General features: G+C 60.6%; 10 protein-coding genes and 2 tRNA genes. 10 read left to right on the forward strand and 2 right to left on the reverse strand.

Features of this window, described 5'->3' with window-relative positions; all coding sequences use genetic code 11:
* Positions 1–15: 15 nt before the first annotated feature.
* Positions 16–1,020, forward strand: a complete 1,005-nt coding sequence (pheA, locus tag AADH44_RS01015) for a prephenate dehydratase (RefSeq protein ID WP_341953544.1) — start codon at positions 16–18, stop codon at positions 1,018–1,020.
* Here the strand turns inward: pheA and AADH44_RS01020 are convergent.
* Entirely contained in the window at positions 989–1,975 is a 987-nt protein-coding gene (locus AADH44_RS01020; RefSeq protein WP_341953546.1) for a diacylglycerol kinase family protein, read from the reverse strand. The genes pheA and AADH44_RS01020 overlap by 32 nt on opposite strands.
* Positions 1,976–2,012: 37 nt before the next feature.
* Between AADH44_RS01020 and serS the strand changes: the two genes are divergently transcribed.
* Both serS and AADH44_RS01030 read left to right on the forward strand, forming a co-directional pair.
* On the forward strand, positions 2,013–3,278 hold the full coding sequence (gene serS, locus AADH44_RS01025; RefSeq protein ID WP_341953548.1) for a serine--tRNA ligase: 1,266 nt from the start codon (positions 2,013–2,015) through the stop codon (positions 3,276–3,278).
* The gene (locus AADH44_RS01030; RefSeq protein ID WP_341953550.1) at positions 3,275–4,108 is read left to right on the forward strand and encodes an HAD-IIB family hydrolase; all 834 of its coding nucleotides are present in this window, start codon (positions 3,275–3,277) and stop codon (positions 4,106–4,108) included. The genes serS and AADH44_RS01030 overlap by 4 nt, the downstream gene beginning before the upstream one ends.
* A 57-nt stretch (positions 4,109–4,165) precedes the next feature.
* Here AADH44_RS01030 and AADH44_RS01035 read toward each other — a convergent pair whose 3' ends face one another.
* Complete coding sequence (locus tag AADH44_RS01035; protein WP_341953551.1) at positions 4,166–5,485, reverse strand: aspartate aminotransferase family protein; 1,320 nt, start codon at positions 5,483–5,485, stop codon at positions 4,166–4,168.
* A 133-nt stretch (positions 5,486–5,618) separates the two neighbouring features.
* Here AADH44_RS01035 and AADH44_RS01040 point away from each other — a divergent pair, with 133 nt between their 5' ends.
* From AADH44_RS01040 to AADH44_RS01070, 7 genes are all read left to right on the forward strand, one after another.
* Positions 5,619–7,187, forward strand: a complete 1,569-nt coding sequence (locus AADH44_RS01040) for a PucR family transcriptional regulator (protein ID WP_341953552.1) — start codon at positions 5,619–5,621, stop codon at positions 7,185–7,187.
* An 88-nt stretch (positions 7,188–7,275) separates the two neighbouring features.
* Positions 7,276–7,360, forward strand: a tRNA-Ser gene (locus AADH44_RS01045).
* 45 nt (positions 7,361–7,405) lie between these two features.
* Positions 7,406–8,692: an LCP family protein gene (locus tag AADH44_RS01050; protein ID WP_341953553.1), complete on the forward strand. Its 1,287-nt coding sequence runs from the start codon at positions 7,406–7,408 to the stop codon at positions 8,690–8,692.
* Positions 8,693–8,835: 143 nt separating this feature from the next.
* Complete coding sequence (locus AADH44_RS01055) at positions 8,836–9,891, forward strand: acyl-CoA dehydrogenase family protein (protein ID WP_341953554.1); 1,056 nt, start codon at positions 8,836–8,838, stop codon at positions 9,889–9,891.
* Positions 9,888–11,255, forward strand: a complete 1,368-nt coding sequence (locus AADH44_RS01060; protein ID WP_341953556.1) for a bifunctional PIG-L family deacetylase/class I SAM-dependent methyltransferase — start codon at positions 9,888–9,890, stop codon at positions 11,253–11,255. The genes AADH44_RS01055 and AADH44_RS01060 overlap by 4 nt, the downstream gene beginning before the upstream one ends.
* Positions 11,252–11,953, forward strand: a complete 702-nt coding sequence (locus AADH44_RS01065; RefSeq protein ID WP_341953557.1) for a glycosyltransferase — start codon at positions 11,252–11,254, stop codon at positions 11,951–11,953. Before AADH44_RS01060 ends, AADH44_RS01065 begins: the two co-directional genes overlap by 4 nt.
* Before the next feature lie 66 nt (positions 11,954–12,019).
* Positions 12,020–12,108 (forward strand) — tRNA-Ser (locus AADH44_RS01070).
* Positions 12,109–12,135 lie beyond the last annotated feature (27 nt).

Genomic DNA, 12,135 nt, shown 5'->3' on the forward strand with positions numbered 1-12,135 from the left:
CCCTAAACTCGTGACATGACTTCGACGCCAAGCCTCCACCCGGTGAGCTACAGCTACTTGGGGCCCGCCGGAACGTTTACGGAGGCTGCGCTGAAGCAGGTTCCCGCCGCGGTTGGGGCGCACTGGAAGAGTGTCAACAATGTTGGCGAAGCTCTTGACGATGTGACGAGCGGTCGCAGTATTGCCGCGATGATCGCGATTGAGAATTCGATCGAGGGTGGGGTGAGTGCAACACAGGATGCGCTCACAAATGTTCCCCACCTGCGCATCATTGGCGAATACCTGGTGCCGGTGAACTTCGTGCTTGTGACGCGGCCGGGAATGGCGCTCGCCGACGTTAAGACTGTGAACGCGCATCCGGTGGCGTACGCGCAAACGCGCCGGTGGCTTGACGCTAACCTGCCGAGTCACGGCCACGTGCCTGCGAGCTCGAACGTCGCTGCTGCAGCAACTCTCCTTGAGAGCGAGCAGGCGGATGCCGCGGTGGCCCCGCCCGGCATCACCGAGCACTACGACCTTGATGTTGTGGCAACGGAGATTGGCAACAATCAGAACGCGGTCACCCGCTTCGTTCTCGTGAGCTCCCGCACTGAGCTGCCCGAGCCTACCGGGGCCGACAAGACAAGCATCATTGTTGAACTGCCCGACGATGCGCCGGGTCGACTGTTGGAGATGCTTGAACAGTTCGCCACTCGCGGGGTGAACATGAGCCTGATCGAGTCACGGCCGATTGGCGATTCTTTAGGCCGCTACCGTTTTGTCATTGATCTTGAGGGCCACATCGTTGATGAGCGCGTTGCCGATGCTCTGCTTGGCCTCAAGCGTTTCAGCCCCAACGTGATCTTCTTGGGCAGTTACCCGCGCGCAGACAAACTCGCGACAACGGTGACGCCGCGCTATGGAAACGGCGTGTTTGTCGAGGCGCGCGACTGGTTGCGCGCGATAACGACCAACGAACCTTTGGCAGCTACAGGCGAACCTTCGGTGGCTACCGACGAGCCTTCGGCACCCGCACTTTAAGCGCACCGGGGTCGGCCCAGGCGTGCACTGATTTGACGAGACCAAATTCGTCACCGTCGAGCTGAAACTCTTCCGGGTTTTCGACAATCATGTTGAGATCACTGCCGGTCGCATAGCGCACATCGCGCACGTCTTGCGAGAGGTCAATGATTCGGCGGCCGATCACGCTCTTGCGCAACACACCGTTTTCCCACGCGATCTTGTTCCAAATATTCAGCCAACCGAAGCGGCCACGCGGCACAAGCGCAGCCATGTTGAGGATGCCGTCGTCGGGTTTTGCGTCGGGCATCAGCAGCAGGCCGCCGGGCAGTGCCCCGCAGTTGCCGATGATTACGGTGTGCGCGGTGAGGGACCGGTTGGGGGCACCATCCACGCTGTAGCGCAGCCGCACCGGTTGCAGTTCGGGGATCGAACGAGCGATGCCGTCGATGTAGGCGAGCCAGCCCACTGCCTTCTTGAGTTGCGAGCTGGTGTTTTTAATCATTTTGGCGTCGAGCCCGAGCCCGGCCATCACCAAGAATGCGTGCTCTTCACGCTCGTCATTGTCGCGCACAATTTCTACGATTCCGAGGTCAATCGTGCGGTCTTGGCCGGTAAATGCAATGTCGACGCTGTCACGGATGTTGGCGGTAGGCAGATCGAGATTACGCGCCAGCAGGTTGCCGGTGCCGGCCGAGACGACGGCCATGGCCACACCGCTTCCGCGCAGGGCTTCGGCCACCGCCCGCACTGTGCCATCGCCGCCCGCCGCGAGCACTATGGTTGCGCCGCGTCGGATTGCACTGCCGGTCGCTGACTGGCCCGGGTCTTTTTCGGTGGTCGAGAACCAGATTGGCGTTGCCCAGTCTGCTGCCTTTGCGGCGGCGTTCACAATCTTTTTCAATTTCCCCAGGTCGACCTTTATGGGGTTGTAAACAACCGCAGCTTTGGGCTGTGAAGTTCGAAGGTTGGGCACAGATAAACGCTACGCCATGAATCGGTAGGCTGTAGTAGTGATTGACCCCCAAATCCTTCGAGATAATCCTGATGCTGTGCGCCAATCGCAACGTGCTCGCGGCGCCTCCGTTCAGTTGGTCGACGACGCTGTTGCTGCCGACCAGAACCGCCGTTCCTGCATCGGCGAATTTGAGGCTCTCCGGGCTGAGCAGAACAGCTTCGGCAAGAAGGTGGCTCAGGCGCCTTCCGAGGAGAAGAAAGCCCTCGTTGCTGAGGCGCAGAAGCTTGCCGCCCGAGTGAAGGCCGCCCAGTTGGTGTCGACTGAAGCTGAGACCGAATTCACCCGCATCGTTGGTGCCCTCGGCAACATCACCGTAGACGGTGTGCCAACCGGTGGCGAGGATGACTGGAAGCTCGTTCGTGAAGTCGGCACTCCCGTCGCGTTCGACTTTGAACCGCGTGACCACGCCGACCTTGGCGAAATCCTCGGAGCCATCGACATTCCGCGCGGGGTGAAAGTATCGGGCAGCCGCTTCTATTTCCTTAAGGGTGTTGGTGCGCGCCTCGAGCTGGGCCTCATGAACATGGCCCTCGATCGTGCGATCGCCGGCGACTACATCCCTCTCATCACCCCCACCCTCGTGCGGCCCGAAATCATGGCCGGCACCGGGTTCCTCGGAGAACATTCCGACGAGATCTACTACCTGCCCGCCGACGACCTCTACCTCACCGGCACCAGCGAGGTCGCGCTCGCCGGGTACCATTCCGACGAAATAATCGACCTGTCGAAGGGCCCGCTGCGCTATGCCGGCTGGTCGACGTGCTACCGCCGAGAAGCAGGTTCTGCAGGAAAAGACAACCGTGGCATCTTGCGTGTGCACCAGTTCAACAAGCTTGAAATGTTTAGCTATGTGCTGCCTGAGAATGCGCAAGAAGAGCACGAACGTCTTCTCGCCTTCCAGGAGTCGATGTTGCAGGCGTGCGAGCTCAGCTACCGCGTGATTGATGTTGCCGGTGGTGACCTCGGTTCGAGTGCTGCTCGCAAATACGACATTGAGGCGTGGGTTCCCACCCAGGGCACCTACCGCGAACTCACGTCGACCTCCAACTGCACGACGTATCAGGCGCGCAGGCTCGACATCCGCTACCGCACTGAAACGGGTAAGACGGCACCGGTCGCGACCCTCAACGGAACCCTTGCGACAACTCGCTGGTTGGTCGCGATTCTTGAAACTCACCAACAGCCTGACGGGTCAGTCGTAGTGCCACAAGCTCTGCGCCCCTACCTTGGCGGACTCGAAATATTGGAGCCAATCGCGTGACAACTGCAGCACAGGATGACCGCTGGCTGGTCGCACTCGACATTGATGGCACCGTGCTGTTGGAGTCGGGTGAGATGAACGACGTCGTTATTGCGGCTGTCGCGAAGGTTCGGGATGCCGGCCACGAAGTGATGTTGGCCACCGGTCGTTCGGTTGCCATGACTTTGCCCATTCTCCGCAAGTTGGGCCTCAAGCCTGAGTATGTCGTCTGCTCCAACGGCGCAATTACTCTCAAGCGTGATGCGATGGGCGAGGGTGGCTACCGCCGCGAGTTTGTGGAGATGTTCAACCCTAAAGAGGTGTTGACGAGCATCCGGAGCCATTTGAGTACGGCAAACTATGCGGTCGAAGATCAGACCGGCAAGTTCTTTGTTAGTGGAAAGTTTCCGGACGGTGCACTCGGTGCGGTCAGCGAAGATGTTTCCTTTGATGAGCTCGTCAAGGTGCAGGCCACCCGTGTTGTCGTGATTTCACCGGAACATCATGTCGAGGATTTCCTTTCCGTCGTCGCGAAGATGGGTCTCCATCAGGTCAGCTACAACGTGGGCTGGACCGCCTGGCTCGACATTGCGCCCGATGGCGTCAACAAGTCAACGGCGCTCGAAAATGTGCGTTCACGGCTCGGAATCTCGCGCACTCGCGTGTTAGCGATGGGTGATGGCCGCAACGATATTGACATGCTCGAGTGGGCAGCCCTGCGTGGTCGCGGTGTTGCGATGGGGCAGGCTCCGGATGATGTGCTTGCCGTCGCCAATCAGGTCACCGAGAGTGACGTCAACGATGGTGCCGCGCTGGCGCTCACCATGTTCTTGGCTGGGCGTTCGGCGTAGTCGAGCCCTGTTGGGCCCGAGGAGAAAACAGAAACTCGGCCGAGACGGAACCCGTTTTTACAGCTCGCTAAACGCTTCGTCGTAGATGGCGAGCGCCCGCGCGACTTCTTCTGGAGTCACGACGGCTGGCGGCACCACGTGGATGCGGTTGTCGGCGATGAAGGGCAGTAGTCCACGCTTGACGAGTGCACCCTTCAGCTTGCCCATGTGCGCTGCGCTGAGCGGTTCGCGGGTGGCGCGATCGGCAACGAGTTCCATTGCCCAGAACACTCCACGGCCGCGAACTTCACCAATGCACGCGTGCTTTTCGGCGAGGGCGGCAAGGCCGGGGCCAATGTGGTCGCGGCCGATCATGGCAGCGTTCTCGATGATGCCCTCGTCTTCCATCGCAGTGATGGAGGCAACAATGGAGGCTGCAGCGATGGGGTGGCCAGAGTAGGTGAGTCCACCAGGGAAGACGCGTTCGTCGAACGTCGCAGCAATCTCATCGGAGATCACGACACCGCCGACAGGAATGTACCCAGAGTTCACACCCTTGGCGAAGGTGATGAGGTCAGGCTTGATGTCGAAAGCATCGAACGCGAACCAGTCACCGGTGCGACCGAAGCCCGCCATCACTTCATCCAAGATCACAAGGATGCCGTACTTGTCAGCGAGGGCACGCACCCCAGCCATATAGCCGGGCGGTGGCATCAGCACACCAGCGGTTCCGGGAATGGTCTCCAGCAGGATCGCCGCGATCGATGCAGAACCCTCAGCTTGGATGGTGCGCTCGAGGTGGTGCAGCGCGCGCTCTGATTCTTGTTCGGGGGAGTCAGCCCAGAACTCGGAACGGTACTGGTATGGCCCGAAAACGTGCACGTGGGCACGGGCATACTCGTTGGGGATCCGACGCCAGTCACCGGTGGCCACGATCGCCGAACCGGTGTTGCCGTGGTACGACCGGTAGCGCGAAATGATCTTGTCGCGGCCGGTGTGAAGGCGAGCCATGCGGATCGCGTTCTCATTGGCATCCGCCCCACCATTGGTGAAGAACACCCGGTTCATGCCGTCGGGGGTGTGGGCGGTGATCTTGCGGGCCGCTTCACCACGAATGTGGATCGCGTGCGCCGGTGCGACAGTGGCCATGAGGTCGGCCTGAGCTTTGATGCCGGCAATCACAGCAGGGTGCTGGTGCCCGATGTTGACGTTGACGAGTTGGCTGGAGAAGTCGAGATATTCGTTGCCGTCGTTATCCCATACGGTACTGCCGAGACCGCCCTCAAGCACCATGGGCTTCAATGCGCCCTGCGCCGACCAGGAATGAAACACGTGGGCACGGTCAAGTGCGACGGTCTCGTCGTTGCTGTGATTGGTGGATGTGGGCGCAGAGTTCATGAGACACCTTTCGAGGGCGAGGCCAATAGTCCACTATCGCGCGCAAAACCTGTCAGGTGGCTGACAATTTGTATACTCGCAGGTAGCTACTTCGACATAATGTGAGAAGTCGGTTCCGGAAGGAGAAACCCTGATGCTCCCCACCATTGAATGGCTCCTCGGCAGAAACGAGCTACGCCTCAGCGTGGTGGGCGGTGGTCGAGCAGACCGGGGCGACCGTGCTGCTGCGGGTGGGCATCCGCAGTACTCCGACCGGCTGACCGCACCCATCACCTGGGTGCACAGTTCTGACCTCGACGACCCGACGCCTTTTCTCAGCCCCGGCAACGTACTGCTCACCGATGGCGCGCAGTTCGGCTTCGACGATGCCGCTGAACGCTACACCTACGACACCTACGTAACGCGACTGGTCGAAGCCGGCATCGTCGGTCTCGGTTTTGCGACCCACTTTCTGCACCAGGGCATGCCCCCGGGGCTTGCGCAGGCGTGCGAACGTGCCGGGCTCCCTCTTATTGATGTTCCCGACCGCGTCCCCTTTATTGCCGTCATCCGTGAAGTTGCCGATCAACTCGCCGCCGAACGCAGTCGCCGCATGGAGTGGTCGATTGCAGCACACAAGGCAATCTCGCGCGCGTCCCTCAAGCCGACCGGACTGCGATCGACACTGAGCGAACTCGAACGTCAACTCTCGTGCTGGGTCGGATTATTCGATGCCACAGGAAACCCGGTGCTTGTTCCTGCCCAACGGCCATCCGAAGACCGGTTTGCGGCACCCGTGCGGGATGAAGTGGCGCGTGCCCTGCGCAAGGGGCGCCGGTCATCCACGAGTCTCACTCTCGATTCGGGTCAGGCGACCATTCAGACGTTCGGCCAGAGCGGACAATTGCGGGGTGCTCTGGCGTTGGGGCGAGGGTTTCCGCTCGACCGTGCCGAGAACGAACTCGTCACAAGCGTGATTGCGTTGGCAACGTTGGCGCTCGAGCAAAACCGCGAGCTCGACACGACTCGGCGCCAGCTGCGTTCGGCTCTGCTTGAGCTGATGCTCGCCGGCAATGTGCCTGCTGCGCGCACTACCGCTCATAACGTGTGGGGTGCGTTGCCCACAGAACCCCTCAGTGTTGTCGCAATCGCTCGGCAGGTGCGCAGCCACTATGTGCTTGACGCCCTCGAATCTTTGGCACTCGAAAGTGACGGCCGAGTGTTCTTTGCCGAGCGCGATACCACGATCGTGGTGATCGTCGGGCAGGGGAGTGAGCGCGACCAAATCGCACACCTTGTTGCCGATCACGAACTCACCGCCGGGAGTGCCGCCGCCGCAGACTATGCCGAACTCGGCGAAGCTCTCGGTCAGGCATCCCATGCACTGCATGCTGGCGGTGGGCGTCCTGGCCTCAGCGACTTCGCTGACATTGCTGACACCGGGATGCTCGGGGTGCTGCACGCGGCAGGTGCTGAGCAGGTGGCACACCGGGTGCTCACTCCGCTCGTCAACTTCGATGCCGAGCATTCGACGGCTCTCGTGGATACGCTGCGCTCCTGGTTCGCACACGACTGCTCGTGGGGTTCGACAGCGGCACAGCTGGGCGTTCATCGGCACACGGTGCGGGCGCGGATTGACCAAGCTGCGAGCATCCTGCACCTCGACCTTGAGTCCTTCGAAGGACGCCTAGAGATCTGGGCGGCGCTACGGATGCTCGACTAACCCCACCCACCCCCATTTCGAGCGTTCTAGCCTGCCTATCAGGTAGGCGATGCGGGCATCCGATACACTCTGAACTTGCGCTATGCAGGGAGGGCTGTCCGAGCGGCCGATGGAGCCAGTCTTGAAAACTGGTGGGCAGAGATGTCTCGTGGGTTCGAATCCCACGCCCTCCGCACTGCGTGTCATAGCTTGAATTAGGTGGTTGAAAGGAGTGTGTGATGAGTGAACTGCGTCCGCGGTCAGAGTTGCGTTCGCGCTCCGTTGCTCGCACAGGCCCCAAAAAAGCACCCCAAGTACAAGCGTTGGCACGCCACGGACGACTCAAGAAGCCGAGCCCGTGGGGCTCAATCGCCAAGATCGTTGCCGCGTCCCTTGCCGTGGTGATGGTGAGCGGTGCCGCTGTAGGTGCCGTCGCATTCGACAGCATTTACGGTCAGCGCGACACCGTAACTCTCGTCGGGGAAACCGAAGGACCTCCGCCCCAGATCGGCAGCTATGAGGGTGGATTCAACATTCTCATCGCCGGTAGCGACACCCGCGCAGGCCAGGGCGGCATCGGCGGAACCACCGAAGACGCGTCAGGTGAACTCAACGACGTCAACATGATCTTGCATGTTGCTGCCGACCGCCAATCTGCGGTTGCGATCAGCTTTCCCCGCGACATGGTTATGGGCATCCCTGAGTGCCCAAGCGCCGACGGCGACTACAACAAGTACTACTCCACTGAAGCGCTCAACACTGCATTGTCTTATGGCGGCCTACCCTGCGTGGCTATGACGCTCTCTGAGTTCACCGGCCTCGACATCCAATTCGCCGGCATCATCACGTTCGATGGTGTTATCGAAATGACCAACGCGATTGGCGGTGTGGATGTCTGCATCGACGGCCCACTAATCGACGACTTCACGGGGATCAATCTTCCCGCAGCAGGCACCTACAATTTGCAGGGATGGAACGCACTCGCATTCCTGCGCTCACGCCACGGCGTCGGCGACGGCAGCGACCTGACTCGCATCAGCTCGCAGCAGGTTTACCTTTCCTCGCTCGTGCGCACCCTCAAGAGTTCTGAGACACTCAGCGACTACAAGAAGCTCTACAACCTTGCGGATGCCGCCATCGCCAACATGCAGTTGTCGAAGGGTCTTGCAGACATCCCCACCATGGTCTCGATCGCGCTTGCCCTCAAGGACATCCCGCTGGATCGCATCCAGTTCGTGCAGTACCCCGGCACAACCGGAGGCTCCGGCGTTTACGACGGCAAAGTTCAGCCCAACCAGTACCTCGGCGACCAGATGATGGATCTAGTTTCATCGGACCAGGCATTTGCTCTGGAGGAAACCACTGATGGTCTGGGCGCAATTCTTGACCCGAACGCTCCCGTCGCCGAGCCCGCCCCCGAGCCAACTGACGGTTCGACAGCAACGCCCGTGGAAGATCTTCCGGTGATTGACGTGCGCGGTACAAACGCAGCAACGTACAGCTGTTCGGTCACCAACAACTATTAAACCGGCCCAGCCCGCCTAACTCAGCCGGCCGCTCGTCACTCTCAGGTGGATTTGGTACAACTGCAGAACTAAATGTGGTCGCCACCGATCGCGTACTTCATTTGCGCGTGAACGACCCAGACTCAAGAGGATGAGAGCTGAGGGTGAATACGACGTTTCCGGTGCGGATCACAGCTTCAGATCGCTACGACGGCATGCTGGATGAGGTGGGCCGGCGGGCGCTTGATTGTGACGGAAAAGTGGATGCTGCGCTGCAGCTGGCCGTGACTCTTGGAGCCACGGTTCCGCTGGTCGGGGCGGGCTCAACAGCCACCCTGTGGAGCGCATTGGCAACTGTGGCTGCGGCAGATGTCACCGTTGCCCGCGTTGTGGAGCCCCACCTCGATGCGCTCGCAATTCTCAGCCAAGCCAAACCCAGTGATCTGGATCGTGTGGCCGTTGCGGAAGACAGCACATGGGGCGTCTTTGCGGCCGAGTCACCTGAAGCCCAGTTAGATGCAGCGGAGAGCGCTGACGGCTGGAAACTGACGGGTACCAAAGCATGGTGTTCGTTGGCTGGTTCGCTCAGCCACGCACTAATCACGGCCCACACGGGCGGATCTTCTCGTCGGCTATTCGCCGTGGCCCTGGACCAGCCCGGCGTTGTTGTTCGCGAAGGGGAGTGGCATGCGAATGGGTTGTCTGCCATCGCGAGTGGAGCTGTCGATTTCACCACCGTGGATGCCGTTCCGGTGGGAGAGGATGGTTGGTACTTTCACCGTCCCGGGTTCGCCTGGGGTGGTATCGGGGTCGCAGCGTGCTGGTGGGGCGGCGCCGTAGGAATCGCCAGACGTGCATTCGACGCCGCACGAGATCGGGAACCCGATCAGGTTGCGCTCATGCACCTCGGCGCATTGGACGTGGCACTTTATACTGCTCGGGTCGCTTTAGCGACGGCAGCGGAGACGGTAGACGACCCGGCGACCGATCGTGATGCGGCAAAAATTGTGGCTCACCGAACTCGCACCGTCGCGGCTCGTGTTTCTGAAGAGGTCATTGAGCGAGTTGGTCATGCGCTCGGGCCTGGTCCACTGTCGCTTGAGCCAGATCATGCGCGGCGCGTAGCTGATTTGCAGTTGTACGTGCGTCAGCACCACGCAGAACGGGATGACGTGGCGCTGGCTCGGAAACTCCTCGAATCGCGAGCTGCCCGGTGGTGACTTTCGATAATCGTGAGCCGGGCACTCTGGAGTCGCAGTGGAGCGCGAGCCCACACTGGAACACACGGAGAGAACTAGACCCATCCACAATCCACCGCCTCATCGTGGTGGCCGCGCATCCCGATGACGAAACTCTCGGCGCTGCAGGGCTCATGCAACGTGTGGCGAGAGCCGGAGGAGACGTGCGGGTTGTGCTCGCCACCGATGGTGAAGGATCGCACCCGCAGTCTCCGACTCACACAACAGAGCAGTTGCGTGCGCGCCGAATGGCCGAGGTCGAGGAGGCCATCGAACTCATTGCACCGGGTAGTTCTGTTGTGCGACTCGGGCTACGAGATGGGGCGCTGAAACACGATGCGTCTCAACTGCGCGCTGGGATTGAGGCTGTGATCGCTGACGGTAGCGGTGCAGCCACGCTCGCGGTGACATGGCGCGGGGATGGGCATGGCGATCACCGAACTGTCGGCGAAGTGAGCGCAGAAGTCGCTCACGCAACAGGATCACAACTGTTGGAGTATCCGATTTGGTTATGGCATTGGTCGTCCCCCGACGACACACGGATGCCGTGGTCGCAGTTGCGCACGCTCGTTCTTGATCCTGAGGAAAAAGAACTCAAGCTGCGCGCCATCGCGATGCACACCAGCCAAACCGAACCGCTCTCAAACGGGATAGGAGACGAAGTTGTCCTCCGCGACGAATTTTTGGAACACTTTAGACGACCATTGGAGGCGTACGTTAGCCACGAAATAGCCCCGGATGGAGCATCGCTGTCACGCGAATACTTTGACACCTTCTATGCTGACAAAACCGATCCGTGGGGTTTTGAAACTCGGTGGTACGAGCAGCGCAAGCGTGCACTCACCTTGGCGGCTCTGCCCAGGGAGCGTTTCGAGCGGGCGCTCGAAGTTGGATGCTCGATAGGGGTGCTTACCGCACAGCTTGCCGCGCGCTGTGATCAGCTGCTCGCCACCGATATCGCCGAACAGCCACTGGAGATCGCGCGAAAACGACTGGGGAATCATTCACACGTCACTTTTCACCAGACTGCTGCTCATACCGAGTGGCCCACTGGTGAGTTTGACCTCATCGTGCTTTCCGAAGTCGGCTACTACTTCAGCGTGGACGCTCTCAACGACCTAGTCTGCAGAGCAGCCGAGAGTTTGACACCGGGCGGTGTGCTGGTGGCCTGCCATTGGCGACACCCCGTCAGCGACTATCCACTGACCGGTGACCAAGTGCACGCGCGGCTTCGGGCGGAACCCAGCCTCGAGCGTTTCGTTCACCACAGCGAAGAGGACTTTCTGCTCGAGCTGTTTAGCCCTCGACCGGCGCTCTCCGTGGCGCGTCAGACTGGACTCGTATGACGACACCGATCACTGGAATTGCTGTCGTCGTTCCGGCCCGAAATGAAGAAGCCCTGCTGCCTGGATCTTTGGCTTCTCTCGCGGTCGCACGCGACTCGATCCGAAATCAATTGGGCGGGCATGCTCCGTGGGTGCGCGTAATCCTCGTGCTGGACAGTTGCACTGACCGGTCTGCCTTCATAGCCTCACAATGGGGCGAGATTGAAGCACTCACGGTGGATTTCGGTGCCGTCGGGGCCGCTCGGCACCACGGCATCCACCACGTTCTGACCAGCAGCGACACGTCAGAATCAGCGCTGTGGATCGCAAACACTGACGCTGATTCTCAGGTTCCCGCAAACTGGCTCGTTCATCAGTGGGAGCTTGCCACTGCCGGCGTTGACATGATGATCGGCACGGTGCGTCCAGATTTCAACGACCTGAGCGAAGCCCAACGCCAACGATGGCTGGCCACTCACACCCCCGAATATGCCAACGGGCACGTCCACGGAGCTAACCTCGGATTCCGGGCCGACCGGTACCGGTCGGTGGGCGGGTTCAGGCCGGTCGCGGAGCATGAAGATGTGCTCCTAGCGGCGTCGCTTTCGGAGGCGGGGGCTCACGTCGCGGCAACGCACAGCTGTTGCGTTCTCACGTCTGGTCGCGCTCAGGGTCGAACACCCGGCGGCTACGCGTCGCACCTGCGGGAACGGCTCTAGGCGAGGGTGAGGCTTGCGCCAGTTCGTCGTTCGGCTTATCACCCGTTATGATTGCTGAGTACGTCTGGAGACGTCGCATAGTCCGGCCTAGTGCACCACCCTGCTAAGGTGGAGTACCCGTAAGGGTACCGAGAGTTCAAATCTCTCCGTCTCCGCTGAAAAAGTGCTGGTCAGAGCAGTTT

The sequence above is a fragment of the Salinibacterium sp. TMP30 genome (assembly GCF_038397785.1).
Lineage (GTDB): Bacteria > Actinomycetota > Actinomycetes > Actinomycetales > Microbacteriaceae > Rhodoglobus.

What these genes read in the sequence shown, in the direction of transcription:
- pheA (WP_341953544.1), top strand. Translation starts at nt 16, where the DNA reads ATGACTTCGACGCCAAGCCTCCACCCGGTGAGCTACAGCTACTTGGGG.
- AADH44_RS01035 (WP_341953551.1), bottom strand. Translation starts at nt 5,485, where the DNA reads ATGAACTCTGCGCCCACATCCACCAATCACAGCAACGACGAGACCGTC.
- AADH44_RS01040 (WP_341953552.1), top strand. Translation starts at nt 5,619, where the DNA reads ATGCTCCCCACCATTGAATGGCTCCTCGGCAGAAACGAGCTACGCCTC.
- AADH44_RS01050 (WP_341953553.1), top strand. Translation starts at nt 7,406, where the DNA reads ATGAGTGAACTGCGTCCGCGGTCAGAGTTGCGTTCGCGCTCCGTTGCT.
- AADH44_RS01065 (WP_341953557.1), top strand. Translation starts at nt 11,252, where the DNA reads ATGACGACACCGATCACTGGAATTGCTGTCGTCGTTCCGGCCCGAAAT.